The sequence below is a fragment of the Vibrio sp. T9 genome (assembly GCF_003123985.1).
Lineage (GTDB): Bacteria > Pseudomonadota > Gammaproteobacteria > Enterobacterales > Vibrionaceae > Vibrio > Vibrio diabolicus.
Genome location: NZ_NIGY01000011.1, coordinates 101253 through 116524, shown reverse-complemented (window position 1 = coordinate 116524; position 15272 = coordinate 101253). Strand labels below are relative to the sequence as shown.

Annotated in this window: 12 protein-coding genes, 1 tRNA gene and 1 rRNA gene; 5 read left to right on the top strand and 9 right to left on the bottom strand. The window is 46.2% G+C overall.

The genetic code is table 11. The features are described from left to right. Nucleotides 1-4 precede the first annotated feature (4 nt). The 4 genes from rrf to CBX98_RS21015 all read left to right on the top strand — a co-directional run bounded on the left by rrf (nucleotide 5) and on the right by CBX98_RS21015 (nucleotide 3900). Nucleotides 5-121: ribosomal RNA gene (rrf, locus tag CBX98_RS21030) — 5S ribosomal RNA — on the top strand. Nucleotides 122-167: 46 nt separating this feature from the next. After that, nucleotides 168-244: transfer RNA gene (locus CBX98_RS21025), tRNA-Asp, on the top strand. A gap of 930 nt (nucleotides 245-1174) precedes the next feature. Next, a complete protein-coding gene (locus CBX98_RS21020) occupies nucleotides 1175-2746 on the top strand; it encodes an ABC-F family ATP-binding cassette domain-containing protein (RefSeq protein ID WP_109170189.1) in 1572 nt (523 codons plus the stop codon). After that, entirely contained in the window at nucleotides 2743-3900 is a 1158-nt protein-coding gene (locus CBX98_RS21015; RefSeq protein ID WP_109170188.1) for an MFS transporter, read from the top strand. Before CBX98_RS21020 ends, CBX98_RS21015 begins: the two co-directional genes overlap by 4 nt. A 74-nt stretch (nucleotides 3901-3974) precedes the next feature. Here the strand turns inward: CBX98_RS21015 and fis are convergent, their stop codons facing one another. The 9 genes from fis to CBX98_RS20965 form a co-directional block, all read right to left on the bottom strand. Beyond that, nucleotides 3975-4271, bottom strand: coding sequence for a DNA-binding transcriptional regulator Fis (fis, locus tag CBX98_RS21010; protein WP_000462885.1), 297 nt, complete (start codon nucleotides 4269-4271; stop codon nucleotides 3975-3977). Between the two features lie 23 nt (nucleotides 4272-4294). Continuing rightward, entirely contained in the window at nucleotides 4295-5263 is a 969-nt protein-coding gene (gene dusB / locus CBX98_RS21005; protein ID WP_172606005.1) for a tRNA dihydrouridine synthase DusB, read from the bottom strand. A 139-nt stretch (nucleotides 5264-5402) separates the two neighbouring features. Further along, on the bottom strand, nucleotides 5403-6290 hold the full coding sequence (gene prmA / locus CBX98_RS21000) for a 50S ribosomal protein L11 methyltransferase (RefSeq protein ID WP_104971036.1): 888 nt from the start codon (nucleotides 6288-6290) through the stop codon (nucleotides 5403-5405). A 165-nt stretch (nucleotides 6291-6455) separates the two neighbouring features. Continuing rightward, a complete protein-coding gene (gene accC, locus CBX98_RS20990) occupies nucleotides 6456-7799 on the bottom strand; it encodes an acetyl-CoA carboxylase biotin carboxylase subunit (protein WP_005397839.1) in 1344 nt (447 codons plus the stop codon). A gap of 14 nt (nucleotides 7800-7813) precedes the next feature. After that, complete coding sequence (accB, locus tag CBX98_RS20985; RefSeq protein ID WP_005397840.1) at nucleotides 7814-8278, bottom strand: acetyl-CoA carboxylase biotin carboxyl carrier protein; 465 nt, start codon at nucleotides 8276-8278, stop codon at nucleotides 7814-7816. Between the two features lie 61 nt (nucleotides 8279-8339). Beyond that, complete coding sequence (gene aroQ, locus CBX98_RS20980) at nucleotides 8340-8789, bottom strand: type II 3-dehydroquinate dehydratase (RefSeq protein ID WP_005397842.1); 450 nt, start codon at nucleotides 8787-8789, stop codon at nucleotides 8340-8342. A 303-nt stretch (nucleotides 8790-9092) separates the two neighbouring features. After that, nucleotides 9093-11045, bottom strand: a complete 1953-nt coding sequence (acs, locus tag CBX98_RS20975) for an acetate--CoA ligase (protein ID WP_006742998.1) — start codon at nucleotides 11043-11045, stop codon at nucleotides 9093-9095. A 237-nt stretch (nucleotides 11046-11282) separates the two neighbouring features. Continuing rightward, complete coding sequence (locus CBX98_RS20970) at nucleotides 11283-11912, bottom strand: 3'-5' exonuclease (RefSeq protein WP_046874662.1); 630 nt, start codon at nucleotides 11910-11912, stop codon at nucleotides 11283-11285. A 35-nt stretch (nucleotides 11913-11947) separates the two neighbouring features. Further along, nucleotides 11948-13774, bottom strand: a complete 1827-nt coding sequence (locus tag CBX98_RS20965) for a DUF294 nucleotidyltransferase-like domain-containing protein (protein WP_085344391.1) — start codon at nucleotides 13772-13774, stop codon at nucleotides 11948-11950. A gap of 230 nt (nucleotides 13775-14004) precedes the next feature. Here CBX98_RS20965 and CBX98_RS20960 point away from each other — a divergent pair, with 230 nt between their 5' ends. Beyond that, the gene (locus tag CBX98_RS20960) at nucleotides 14005-15192 is read left to right on the top strand and encodes a 3-phenylpropionate MFS transporter (protein ID WP_005397849.1); all 1188 of its coding nucleotides are present in this window, start codon (nucleotides 14005-14007) and stop codon (nucleotides 15190-15192) included. Nucleotides 15193-15272: the final 80 nt, after the last annotated feature.

Below are 15272 nucleotides of genomic sequence, written 5' to 3'. Positions count from 1 at the left end.
TTTGCTTGGCGACCATAGCGTTTTGGACCCACCTGATTTCCATGCCGAACTCAGAAGTGAAACGAAATAGCGCCGATGGTAGTGTGGGGCTTCCCCATGTGAGAGTAGGACATCGCCAGGCTTTAAATTTTGGACACTTGCTGATTACAAGCGAGTGATACCACTGCGGAGTGGTAGTTCAGTTGGTTAGAATACCGGCCTGTCACGCCGGGGGTCGCGGGTTCGAGTCCCGTCCACTCCGCCACTTATATTAAGCCTCAGTCGAAAGACTGGGGCTTTTTTCGTTTTGGTTACCCGACTTACCTTAACCCCATTTCCATATTGAAACCTTGCATCGAGAGGCAGGCTCTTCTCTCGCGATACTTTCTAAGCCCTGCCATGACGAGTTGATGCGCAACTCTGTGCGGTTTCTGCAGTTTCGAGCTCTAGTTTTGAGCCCCTGTGCTTAACTTACCAAAGCTTCCTTTATTATTACCTAGAAAGTTAATTCACTAGGTTATGTTATTTTCGGGGGAGATTTCTCTGCTTTAGATGTTTTGATTTAGCCACAGGCGCTCATTAAAATAAACTCAGCGCATTTAAAATTTTCCGAACATGGATTTTGTTTGTAGATCTATTTAAGCCAGTGCCTGCCTTAAAGGATATTTGCTACTTCTTCCCCTCTAATCGTCTCCAACCGATAAAGCCACCACTACGTACGTATAACGTGAGCGGTATAGGTGCTCTCATAGCTGTGTTTGCTAAGTAAGTCGTTCACCTGGCACATTGACTGAGGAAAGGTCTTCTTTCAGTGGACCTTCGTGTAAGTCACGATAGTTTTAATAATTATCTGGCACTTTTTATTCTAAAGGTGTACGCTTCACATCGAATGTTTTTTCGACAGTAAACCATGTTATATCTCTTGTTTAAAAGCTTTGTAAGAAGGCTGAACTCCGTGCAAAAAACGCGATGAAGTGTTGCTCGGAGTCTTAAATTAATCTTCATCAGGTGTTTTATGCGTGAGTAACTTCGCTGAAGTTATACGCAGGCGTCTGTACACCTGATAAAAGAGAAAAGATGGCCGGTGATATTTCATCATCGGCCTTTTTGTATCTGTTAAGCAGCTACAAAGCATTATCCAGTATTGAAATAAGGGCCGGTATTGATCACCGGCCCTTTTTATTTGGTTAAAAACATGAGTATTTTACAAGTTAAAAATTTGTCTTATCAGCTCGCTGATAAGAGTTTATATAATAACGCGACATTTCGAATTAACGTGGGAGAGAAAATAGGTATCACCGGAGCGAATGGCGTTGGAAAAAGCACCTTATTAAAACTGCTTATCGGTGAATTATCTGCAGATAAGGGCTGCATTGACTGGTTACCAAACCTTGAGGTGGGGTATTTAGAGCAACATTTTAAGATGGATAATGCGCTGACGGTTTATGAATGCTTAAAGAGTGCTTTTGAGAACTTATACGCTGCCGAGCAGAAGCTTTGGACTTTGTATCAGGCGATGACCGAGTCTCACTCTACATCTCTTTTAAGCCAAGTCGCCCGACTACAGGCATATTTAGAAGATGAAGACTTCTATGCAATTGATACCAAAATTGAACAAGTTGCTGTAGGTCTTGGCATTTATCAATTTGGCTTAGATACACCGCTTGTCTCGCTAAGTGGGGGTCAAAGACACAAGGTCCTTTTAGGGAGGTTGTTACTCCGCAACCCCGATGTGTTAATTCTCGACGAACCGACAAACTATCTTGATGCTCTGCACATTGAATGGTTGGTCACGTTTCTCAACGATTACACTGGCACTGTTTTACTGGTTTCTCATGATATTGACTTCCTTAATCAAGTAGCGACCAGTATTTGTGATATTGATTATCAAACGGTCCGAAAATACAGCGGCACTTATGTCAAAGCAATGCAGCAAAAGCATCACGACGGTGCTTTGTTAGAAAAGCAATATAAGGCTCAGCAAAATGAAATTCGAAAGTTAGAGCAATTTATTGCCAAAAATGGCGCTGGAGTTAACGCGAGTCTTGCTAAGGGACGCAAGAAAAAACTGGATAAAATCGAACGTATTCAACTGAATTGTATAGAGAAAGTTTCGATGTTTGACTTTGCTCACCAGCCTATTGGGCAACAGTATGTGATTGACGCAAAAGCGTTGATGACAGGTTATCAGCAGCCTCTGCTTCCTGCGCTTGATATCACGTTAGCGCGCGGGGAGAAGTTGGTCGTTTCTGGTTTTAACGGCGTAGGTAAGTCGACTTTAATTAAAACCCTTATGGGGGAGATCGAGCCGCTCTCTGGTGAGGTGGTATTGGCAAAAGGTGCAATGATTGGGTATTTTTCTCAAGATTTGTCTTGGCGTCACCCTCAGCACACGCCTGAGCAGGAGCTATGCTCTTGTGATCCAACGATATCAAGCAAAGAATCACGCAAGCTATTAGCTCGCTTTGGGGTCACCGGAGATAAGACGCAGCGCCACCTAGATACATTAAGTGGAGGTGAGCAAACTCGCGTGAAACTTTGTTGTTTATCAGTCCAGAAATGCAATGTTTTGCTGTTGGACGAGCCAACGACACATTTGGATAGCAGCAGTAAAAATGCGCTTAAAGAGGCTCTCCAGCGCTTTTCTGGTAGTGTGATTGTGGTATCTCATGAGAAGGCGTTTTTACAATCTTGGCCTGATAGAGTTTTAGATATTTCGTTGCTCACTTATGCTGAATCGGAAACAGAACAGGAGGTGGAGCTATGATGCAGTCCATGATCCTATTTCTCGTTGCTTTTCTTGTTGGTGCTGATGAGTTGATGCTTGGATCTATTCTTGAACCTATCGGAAATGATTTAAGTGTTCAACCGAGTCAGGTTACGTTATTTATTACGGCATATAGTTTAGCTATAGCAATTTGTGCTCCTTACCTGGGACGTTTATCAGACCGGGTTGGGCGTATTCGTATCATGTTGCCTGCTTGCTTCGTATTTGGGGTTGCGTCTATTACGACGGGCATAGTTCATGATTTTGAACTTGCGATTGCAAGTCGAGTGATCACAGGTATTGCAAGTGCAGGCATGTTGCCAATTGCATTCGCGTTGGCGGGAGACGCGAAGGGTAATAGAGCGATGCGTCAAATTGTGATGGTTCAGGCGGGATTAACGCTGGGTATGATAACCAGCCCGGCGCTCGGAGCATTGCTGACCCAGCTTTTATCATGGCGTGCCGCTTTTATTATTTTGGGCGTTGCGGCTCTTCTTGTCGGTGCCATGAGCGTAGTGTTCATGAACAACAAGCATGATGAGTCCAAGGCATTAGATACTCTGCCGCCTATCACAGACGTAATTCATCTTCCAGGCGCGTTGAGGGCGATCTTAGCGATGTGTTTAGGCCTAGGGGGAGGTATTGGTGTATTTAACCTGATAGGCCTTCATATTCGAGATACCAGCGAGTTGGCGCTCGGTTGGGTGGGCGCTATTTATGCTGCTCTAGGGATCGTGAGTGTGGTTGGAAATATGTGCGTGGGGAGTGCTTGCCGTTGGCTTGGTAGCTCTCGAGCCGTTATGCGAGTGGCTTTAATTGTGTGCATACCTTGCAGTGCATGGGTGTTCTCAAATGAGATGAGTACGGTGACCGCTTATCTTCCAGCTCTAGTGCTCTGGTCTCTTGCTGGAGGGGTAGGCTCTCCGGCGTTACAAGCACATATAGCAAGCCTATCTGATGAACATCGAGGTGTGCTGATGTCTTCTGGAATGAGTATGATGCACTTTGGTGTCGCGATTTGGTCTGCCTTGGCGGGCTTTGCTTATTCTGTAGGTAGTGAATGGGTCGCTGTCGTGGCTTTGTTATTGTTTGGCTCAGCGGTAGTTATATTAAAGCCAGTTGGTAATGCTGAACAAAGTGAGCGTTATTCGTAGTGTTTTAGTAGATAAAGAAAAGCCGTTACCTAAAAAGGTAACGGCTTGTTCCAAATACTTTTTGAAAGCCGGTCTTAGTTCATGCCGTATTTCTTAAGTTTTTTGCGAAGAGTACCGCGGTTGATACCCATCATAGTTGCCGCGCGAGTTTGGTTACCGCGAGTGTACTGCATGATAGTATCTAATAGTGGCTGTTCAACTTCAGCTAGAACTAATTCGTATAGTTCTGTTACTTCCTGGCCGTTTAGTTGAGCAAGGTAGTTTTTAAGAGACGCTTTAACAGAGTCACGTAAAGGCTTCTGAGTAATCTGGTCTTGTGACGTTACTGTAGTTACTGTTAATGCTTCTGAAGTCAGATTTTGTTCGAACATATTCGGTCTAGCTCTTCTCTTAATTATGATGCAACGTTATCAAAATAACCTTCTAACGCCTCAATTTGCAGCGGAGCTGCGTCGATAGCGTTGAAGGTACGGCGAAACTCACTTGCCTGTTCATGCTCTTTCAGGTACCACCCAACGTGCTTGCGCGCGATACGTGGACCTAAGAACTCCCCATAAAATTCATGCAGAGCATTTACATGATCAAGCATAATGGTTTTCACTTCCTCAGTTGGAAGCTCCTCCATTGTGGTGCCGTTTTCCAAATAGTGATGGATTTCCTGGAAAATCCAAGGACGACCCTGGGCAGGGCGTCCAATCATTAAAGCGTCCGCACCGGTGTACTCCAGTACAAATTTGGCTTTCTCCGGGCTATCGATATCACCGTTCGCGATAACCGGAATTGAAATCGCCTCTTTTACCGCTTTAATGCTGTCATATTCGGCCTCACCTTTGTACATACATGCTTTCGTTCTGCCATGCAGAGCAAGAGCTTGTATGCCGCAGTTTTCGGCTAATTTAGCGATCTGGACACAGTTCTTGTTGTCTGTATCCCAGCCAGTTCGAGTCTTTAACGTTACAGGAACGTCCACTGCATTCACGACCGCTTTCAAAATCTCTTCGATAATGTTTGGGTATTGAAGCAGAGCAGAGCCCGCTAGCTTCTTATTCACTTTTTTTGCCGGGCAGCCCATGTTGATGTCGATGATTTGTGCACCGTTCTCAACACTGAATTGAGCTGCGTCCGCCATAAGCTGTGGATCGGAACCCGCAATCTGTACAGAGCGAATGCCCGATTCGCCCTCGTGTACCATGCGCTGTTTCGACTTTGACGTTCCCCATAGTTTTGGGTTAGCAGACATCATTTCACTGACGGCCATTCCCGCACCATAGCGAAGACACAACTCGCGAAACGGTCTATCCGTTACACCAGCCATAGGGGCTACGATTAGATTGTTCTTAAGTTGATAGTTTCCGATTTTCAAAACGTCATCACAGTTCTGTACCAGCAAGGGCGCGCATTTTACGCATTTTTTCACTGTGTGAAAAGACTAATATTTGAGCATTTACAAATTGTTTTTGTAAATTGTATGAATTTCAAACAATTAGCTCTGAAAACCTTGTCTAGCCTTGCTTACGACCAGAGATGCGACACCATTCACTTTGCTCAACAATCGGGTCAATGTGAAGCTCGTCACGGTAATAGTTCGCAACATCTTCGGCTTGAGTGTCTAATACGCCGGACATAGCGAGGTCGCCATTTGGCTTAACTAGTCCTTTGATGATAGGTGCAAGTTCACGTAAAGGTCCCGCAAGGATGTTGGCTACAACGACGTCAGCGACGAGACCTTCAGGTTGATTTTGCGGTAAGTAAACTTCTAGTTTGTCTACAACGCCATTACGCTCAGCATTGTCTTTTGAAGCAAGCAGGGCTTGAGGATCAATGTCGATCCCTATCACTTTTTTAGCGCCCAGTTTGATCGCCGCGATCGCCAGAATGCCAGAGCCACAACCGAAGTCGATAACGGTCTTACCGCTTAAGTCCATGCTTTCTAGCCACTCAAGACAAAGCGCAGTTGTAGGGTGAGTACCCGTACCGAATGCAAGGCCAGGATCCAACATAACATTAACAGCGTCAGGATCTGGAATGTCGCGCCAGCTTGGACAAATCCATAGGCGTTCACCAAATTTCATTGGGTGGAAGTTTTCCATCCATTCGCGTTCCCAGTCTTTATCTTCAAGCTGTTCTACTTTGTAAGCAAAATTGTCAGCCAGCATATTGCTCGCTTTAATTTGGTCGATGATGAAGTTAGTGTCTGCTTCTGCATCATACAGTGCCAGAATATCAGTATCGCCCCATAAGCGAGTTTCGCCAGGTAGAGGTTCGAATACAGGTGTATCCTGCGCGTCTAAGAATGTAACAGACAGCGCGCCAGTCTCTTCCATTAGCATATCGCCGATTTGCTCAGCGTTTTCATTGGTCGCGTTGAGTTTGATTTGAATCCAAGGCATTGGTTTTTGCTCTTAAAGTGAATGAAGTGGCGCAGAGTTTACCAGAACTCTACGATTTGTTTGAGTATATACCCAAATAAGCCTACGTATCTGTTGAACGCTTAGAGTACATACAAAACAAAAATGCCCACGGGTGTGGGCATTTTGTAAGACGTTAGCTAAGGCTTATTGTAAGCCAAGCTTCTTCTCTAGGTAGTGGATGTTTGCACCACCGTGTTGGAAGTTTTCGTCATTCATAATAGAGAATTGCAGTGGCACGTTAGTTTTGATGCCTTCGATGATCATCTCACCCAGTGCGTTTTTCATACGTGCAATCGCTACATCACGGTTCTCACCGTAAGTAATCAGTTTACCAATCATTGAATCGTAATGAGGTGGTACTGTGTAACCAGAATAGATGTGTGATTCCCAACGCACACCCATACCGCCAGGCGCGTGGAAACGCTCGATCTTACCTGGAGATGGTAGGAAGCGTTCTGGGTCTTCTGCGTTGATACGGCACTCAATCGCATGGCCACGGATCTTAATGTCATCTTGAGTGAATGACAGAGGTTGACCCGCAGCAACGCGAAGCTGTTCTTTGATTAGGTCGATGCCGGTAACCATTTCTGTTACTGGGTGTTCTACCTGAATACGAGTGTTCATTTCGATGAAGTAGAATTCACCGTTCTCGTATAGGAATTCGAACGTACCTGCGCCGCGGTAACCAATTTCGATACATGCACGAGTACAACGTTCACCGATGTACTTACGCATCTCTTCAGTGATACCTGGTGCTGGAGCTTCTTCCACTACTTTTTGGTGACGACGTTGCATTGAACAATCACGTTCACCAAGGTGGATTGCGCCGCCTTGACCGTCAGCGATAACTTGCACTTCAACGTGACGAGGGTTTTCTAGGAATTTCTCCATGTAAACCATATCGTTGTTGAACGCTGCTTTTGCTTCAGCACGCGTCATTGCAATCGCTTGGATTAGGTCTTTTTCTGCGCGAACGACACGCATACCACGGCCACCGCCGCCACCAGACGCTTTGATGATGACTGGATAACCGATGCGTTTAGCAAAAGCCTTGTTTTTCTCTTCGTCGTTGTCCAAAGGACCGTCAGAGCCAGGTACACAAGGAACGCCAGCTTTCTTCATTGCGTTGATAGCCGACACTTTGTCACCCATCAGGCGGATAGTGTCTGCTTTTGGACCAACGAAGATGAAACCACTGCGCTCAACTTGCTCAGCGAAGTCTGCGTTTTCTGACAAGAAGCCGTAACCAGGGTGGATAGCCACAGCACCAGTTACTTCTGCTGCAGAAATAATTCGTGGGATATTTAGGTAGCTGTCGATACCACGAGCAGGGCCGATACATACGGTTTCGTCTGCGAGTAGTACGTGCTTAAGATCGCGGTCAGCTGTCGAGTGAACAGCGACGGTCTTAATACCTAATTCTTTACAAGCGCGAAGAATACGAAGTGCAATTTCACCTCGGTTCGCGATGACTACTTTGTCTAGCATAAGGCAAGCCCCGCTTATTCGATTACAACAAGAGGTTGGTCGAATTCAACTGGTTGGCCGTCTTCAGCTAGGATCGCTGTAACAACGCCAGATTTGTCCGCTTCGATTTGGTTCATCATTTTCATTGCTTCAACAATACATAGAGTATCGCCAGCATTTACTTTCTGACCCACTTCTACGAATGCTTTAGAGTCTGGGCTTGGAGAACGGTAGAAAGTACCAACCATTGGAGAAAGAACTTGGTGACCTGCAGGCGTTGCAGCTGCTGGAGCTTCTGCTGCTGGCGCTTCTGCTACTGGTGCCGCTGCTGCTGGAGCAGGTGCCGCTACTGGAGCTGCTGCGTAGTGAACTGGTGCTTGAGGGGCTGCAGTGCCGTGACGACTGATGCGTACTGACTCTTCACCTTCAGAAATCTCTAGCTCAGCAATGCCAGACTCTTCAACTAACTCAATTAGCTTCTTGATTTTACGAATATCCATCTTTTCTTTCTCTTTTATCTTGTGATTAAGACAACCCTCGTGGGGTTGCAGAGTGTTAGGGTTACTTTGCCTGTAGCTTATTAATCGCGGCAGACAGAGCGAATTCATAACCTTGTGCGCCTAGACCGCAAATCACGCCTTCTGCTTTATCTGACAGATAAGAGTGATGACGAAATGGTTCACGTGCGTGCACATTTGATAAGTGCACCTCAATAAATGGGATGGCGACGCCAAGTAATGCATCTCGCAGTGCCACACTGGTATGAGTGAAAGCCGCTGGATTGATGATAATGAAGTCAATCTTGCCATAAGCAGCATGAATGGCTTCAATCAGTTCGTACTCACGATTTGATTGTAGGTGTTCCAGTTCCACCCCAGCGTTATGAGCTTGCTTCGTAAGAGCATCCACAACTTGTGCTAAGGTGCTGTGACCATAGTGTGTCGGTTCGCGCAGACCCAATAGGTTAAGATTTGGTCCGTTTAGAACAAGAATCCGTGACTTTGCAGACATTATGTTGCTATCTTCCCTTATCGTGAGTGGAACGTTTATATTCCCAAATATACGATAGTTCAGCACGATTTTTTTGTTAAAACCGAGCAAATTTTAAAAAATCGACCAAGATTATAGCTAATTCATAGCAATTAGCAGCAATTTACTGGTCTAATCTCCTAATAGCCACCTTCGTTTCTGTAACCAAGTTAACAAAAACAACATAATTGCCATGTTCTTTATGTGGCTAATTTGTGCGCAAAAGCAAAAAACCGCCATGAGTGATGGCGGTTTTTAAAGTGCTTTTAAAACAGTTGGTTGAATTTATGCCAATTCTGCTTTCTCTGCGATAAGTTTGTCTACCACGCTTGGATCGGCAAGCGTTGACGTGTCTCCGAGGTTGCTTGTATCGCCCGTTGCAATCTTACGCAGGATTCGACGCATTATCTTACCAGAGCGAGTCTTCGGTAAGGAATCCGTCCAGTGCAGTACATCTGGTGTCGCGATTGGACCAATCTCTTTACGCACCCAATCTTTAACTTCTTTGTGCAGCTCAGCTGACGGGAATTCACCATCGTTCAATGTAATGTAAGCGTAGATAGCTTGGCCTTTGATGTCATGTGGAATACCAACAATCGCCGCTTCTGCAATCTTGTGGTGCGCCACTAGCGCTGATTCAATTTCAGCGGTACCCATACGGTGACCCGACACGTTTAGTACGTCATCAACACGGCCAGTGATCCAGTAGTAGCCGTCTTCGTCACGACGCGCACCATCACTGGTGAAGTACATCCCCTTAAAGGTTGAGAAGTAGGTCTGTTCAAAGCGCTCATGGTCGCCGTAAACCGTGCGCATCTGGCCTGGCCAAGAATCAAGGATAACCAAGTTACCTTCAGCAACGGTATCTTCAAGAATGTTGCCCATATTATCGACAAGAGCAGGCTGGACGCCGAAGAATGGGCGAGTCGCAGAGCCTGGTTTTAGATCGGTTGCCCCTGGTAGTGGCGCAATCAAGATGCCGCCAGTTTCCGTTTGCCACCAAGTATCGACGATAGGTGAGTTCTCGTTACCAATCGTTTTGTAGTACCACTCCCACGCCTCTGGGTTGATTGGTTCGCCCACTGAGCCCATGATGCGCAGGCTTGAACGAGATGTGCCTGCAACCGCTTCATCACCTTTTGCCATTAGCGCACGAATCGCGGTTGGGGCGGTGTATAGAATGTTGACTTGGTGTTTATCAACCACTTCACTCATTCGGCTTGTGCTTGGGTAGTTTGGTACACCTTCGAATAAGATGGTCTTCGCCCCATTTGCAAGTGGACCGTAGATTAGGTAAGTGTGACCGGTAATCCAACCCACATCCGCGGTACACCAGAAGGTTTCACCTGGTTGGTAATCGAACACATATTTAAAGGTCATCGCCGCGTAGACGAGGTAACCACCAGTCGTGTGTAGTACACCTTTAGGTTTGCCTGTTGAACCTGAAGTGTAAAGGATGAAGAGCGGATCTTCGGCTTTCATTTCTTCTGGTGGGCAAACGTCAGAAACGTTAGCTGTTGCTTCGTGCCACCAAACATCACGGTGTTCATGCCATTCGACATCACCACCTGTACGTTTAAGCACCAACACTTTATTGATGGTTTTTACGTCTGGGTTAGTTAGTGCTTCGTCCACGTTCTTTTTCAGTGGAACGGCACGCCCGCCGCGCACGCCTTCATCAGCGGTGATCACGACTTTCGCGTCAGAGTCGATGATACGGCCAGAGAGAGCTTCTGGTGAGAAACCGCCAAATACAACGGTATGAACCGCACCGATGCGGGTACAAGCGAGCATAGCCACTGCGGCTTCTGGCACCATTGGCATGTATAAACACACCACGTCGCCTTTACGTACGCCTTGCTCTTTCAATGCGTTGGAGAACTTACATACTTCTTTGTGCAGTTCGTTGAAAGTGAGTGTTTTGTCGTCGGCTGGATCATCGCCTTCCCAGATGATTGCGACGTCATCCCCGTGTTCTGCGAGATGACGGTCAATACAGTTAGCCGAGACGTTCAGTGTGCCGTCTTCAAACCAACGAATGTCGACATGACCAGTATCGAAAGAGGTGCTTTTTACTTTGGTGAAAGGTTTGATCCAATCAACGATTTTGCCGTGTTCGTTCCAGAAGCCCTCTGGATCGGTTACCGACTGCTGATACATGGCTAAGTAAGTATCATTATCCGCGTGTGTATGTGTTTTAATATTTTCTTTTACCGGATAAACGTGGGCTTCGCTCATGGCTTCTCTCCTTGTGCCTTATTTCTCGGCCTTACACCAATCTAGATAAGATTTTGAATATGTTTTTGTAGGGCTGTTTTTTGGTTCTAAATAACTTGGTCGTGGTAATGACGACGTTGTGCTTATAACTGTCAGTCACTGCGCGTATTTCCACAATTAGACTTTAGGATGAGAGTGAGGGAAGCGCCGTGAAATCGCTGAAACAAAAGTATTTCTGGGAGCTAGGTCAACTGATTTTTATGTATACGGCGCGGTTAGGTTGGGCAAATCGCCTTTCGTTAAGCGAACAAAGACCAAAGCGGCAGAAATCGCATCTTGTAAAGCGTCGTGTTTATCTTGGATAGGAAGTTCGAGGTGTTTACAAATGGCATCCAGACTTAAGTCGAAATAGGCATTCGGCAAATGTCTTTCCAGCTTGTCGTGATAAATCTGACTGACCTCGATGAGCGGGTTAGGAAGTGGGAAGCCAAGTTGCCTCAGACAAGCAAGGTCTAAAATCTTTTTATCGTAACGAATGTGATAACCGACAAGTGGTCGGTTGCCGATGAAGTCGAGCAGCTCGAGCAGCGCCTCTTTTTCGCTAATCCCGTCGACTAAGTCTTGGTGGCGAATTCGATGAATTTTGACTGAGCCAGAATCGAGCGATTGCGGCGCGCGTAAGCGGACTTCAAATGGTTGACTAGTGATGATGCGGTTGTCGATGATCTTCGTGGCCGCAATGGTCACCAACTCGGCGTGATTTGGATCAAGGCTGGTGGTTTCGCAGTCGAGCGAAACGTATTCCGTTTTATCGGGCGTGCAAAAAAGCGACTGATAAGGAGAGCCTTTCAGTTTGTAGTGCCAGTATTTGCGTTGTAACCAGTTCATTGCCTACGCCTCTGTATGATTTATGAAAATCATGGTTAATCACGAATTTGATAGTGGAAGCCTAAAAATTGCTTAAATTTTTTCACTACATGTAAGCTGTGGCGAAGTAAATCACGCTCGGTTCTATCCAGTTGTTTAATATCAATGTTATTCAATGCTTCTTGCTTTTTGAGTTGTTGATTAAGGCGAACCTTAAAGAACAATTTCAGTGCTTCGTTGAGGTTATCTGCCGTTTCAGGCTCTAAGATGCGTTTTTTCCGAAGTGCTTCAATGCGCTCAAACGTGTTCTTCTCCTCAATGGCATATTCCAAAGACAAGGTGCGAATGCCGTGCACAATTGGGAAAATGCCGCCGCGTTTAATATCTAACCCGTCCTTAGCACTTTTTACGTTGCCAAACAGAGTTAGGGGCACAGAAAACTGCAAGGCAGGGCGAGTAAAATCAGACAGTATCAACATGCGATCTTTCATTGTGTCGCGAAGGTGGGTCGCGATTGGAGCCAGCAGTTCGCGATTTCCCGCAACAGCATGGGCGTCACTGAAAATGGCTAAGTCCATGATTTGTTGTGGTTCGGCTTTAGCTATCCAGCGGTCTAAGGTGTTTATCCACTCTTGCTGCGTTTTGACCCATTTCGGGTTGTTGACCATGACTTTACCCGGGCAAAGTGGATAACCGAGCTGTTGTAGAGTGTGCGTGAAGGATTGCATCACTTGTTCGCAATGAGGCCATTCCAAACCATCTTGAATAATTAGAGCATTGTCTTGGTCTGTCTTGAGAATTTGTTCTCCTCGACCTTCTGAGCCGAGCACGATTAAGCAACAATGATCGTGCAAGGCTGGTGGAACCACTAACTCGAACGCTTTTTCGATAATTTGCTCGTTCACGGCGGAAATCAGCTCCATGATAAAGCGAGTGCGGATGCCGTTTCTCAATAAGCTCTCGACCAATTGACGTTGGCGGTTTGAGGCTAATGCGAGCTCTTCCACACTGCTTGCTCTGGCAATACTGAGCGTTAACACGTGAGAGTGGGTGGAGAACGCGCTGAGAATTTGGGTCATATCCAGCATGCCGACGGCTTGGTTGCCATCACATACCATGAGACGTTTCATTCGATTTCGGGTCATGGTGATCATGGCGTTGAATAAAAAATCACCATCATCAACGTGATAGACAGGAAAGGTGGCGATATCACCAACAGGGGTATTGAGTGCGCTGCCATCTAACATCACGGAGTGCAGCATGTTGGTTCGCGTCACGATGGCGTATGGATGAGACGAGGGCCATTTTTCTAATCGCGGATCGTCATCATTGAGTTTGACAAGTGCTGCATCGATCCCATTTGCTTTTAGGGTGTGCGTCACCTCGTTAATCGGCGTATTTGGCTCAAGGATCATCGGTGGGTGATAAATGCTGCGGTCAACTTTGGTGAGGATAAACTCTGCCAAGTTTTGTTGTTGGTGAGCGGCTTCGATGAGTTCTTGTCGCTTTGATAAATTGTTATCGAAATAGGCCGCAAACTGACCATTCTCGTTGTAAAGCGCCAGAAAGACGTCTTTCGGTAGCAGATAGGAGAGCGTGTCTTCAAGTGCGATGTATTGATGACGTACGTTGTCTTCAAGTAACGAGCGCACATCAAACATATCGTCGTTGGCATAATGCGCGAACACTTCCTGCTGATCTTGGGAGCGCTCTTCTACCGCGCCTTTGATCAGAATATGCAAGTGAGGGTTCTTCTGTCCGCAAGATAAAATTACATCTCGAGCTCGATAGTAGGCAACGTCCAGAGACGAGCGCAGTCGTGTCTGTTGTGCTTCGGTTAAGCGGTCGAACGGTGGAGATTGCATGTTAAATTTGTCAGGCATGAGAACACCCAATGATGGAAGGAACACTCTCTAAGTCTGACAAATTTCCTACCGGAAGCCAGACGACTTTGGTCTAAATCACGATGATTTCGCTTTAAGATGGCCAATGTCGCAAAGTTAGTATTCCATCGAGGAAACGATAAGTTGCCTATTCTTCCCTTTTTATAATACGCATAGCGATCCATAATTCCCGGTTCGAACGTTGATGTTCCCGTTTTAGGATATTAGTAATGTTGAAACCTTCTCCGTATGGCTGGATTTCCCAGTACTTTCTCGGATTCTTCTTTGCGTATGGCGTATATCTGCCATTTTGGTCACTTTGGTTTAAGGAGCAAGGTGTCTCTTCGACCGACATCGGTTTGCTAGTTGGGTTAGGTCTTGCGACACGTTGTGTCGCCAATATCGTGATCACCCCACGAGTGCACAAAGTTGAACACCTTATGCCTGCTTTACGTTGGTTGAGTTTCGCTGCCCTCCTTTTTGTTGGATTTCACTTTTTTACAGGTGGCAGTTTTTGGTTAATGGCGTTAGCGACGGTGCTATTTAACCTCTGTTGTGGACCGATTGTTCCATTATCGGATGCGATGGCAAACTACTACGCTCGTCTGAAAATGCTCGATTATGGCCGTACGCGCTTATGGGGCTCGATCGCCTTTATCGCGGGTTCGACGGCCGTGGGTTATCTGGTGGCTGAATTTGGCTCTGATATGATCTTGTACACGGCGATGGCCGGGGTATTAGTTTCGTTGCTATTTTCAATGCGTATGACTAACCCGATGCCCGTTACGCTTGGTGGGCAAAGCGCGGAGCGTCCAAAACTGAGTGCTCTTTTGACTGACAAGCCGATACTTAAATTCTTAGTGTTGGTGTCATTAATTCAGGGCAGTCATGCGGCTTACTACGGTTTTAGCGCTATTCACTGGAAAGCCGCAGGTCATTCGGAAGATGTGATTGGCTATCTGTGGAGCTTGGGTGTTGCAGCCGAAGTGGCAGTGTTTGCGCTGAGCAAGCGTTTATTTGTCGGTTGGTCAATGCGCGCGTTATTTGTTGTTGCTGCCGTTGGTGTGATGATGCGTTGGGGCATTACGGCATCGACAACGTCGATTGTTGCTTTGGTGATTGTTCAATTATTGCATGGCGTGACATTCGCAACGGCACACATTGCTGCGATTCAATATATCCAAAACTCGGAAGAGAATAAGATAGTGGCGCTGCAAGCATTGTATAACGCGATTCCTCTAGGCGCATTCATCGCACTGATGACCGTGTTGAGCGGTTGGGGTTATGAGCACTGGGGACCACTTGTGTTCTGGGGCATGGCCGCGATGGGTTTATTGGCATTGTTCATCAAGCTCGAACCACAAGAGCCACATCATGTGGTCGATGTATCAGACAAGTCACTGGAAACACAGAATTAGACTTCTGTGACAAAGGTTAAAAACTAAGCTTTGTCTCCGTTGTGAAAGCAGTGTTAAATGAAACCTCTCCCTAATGGAGA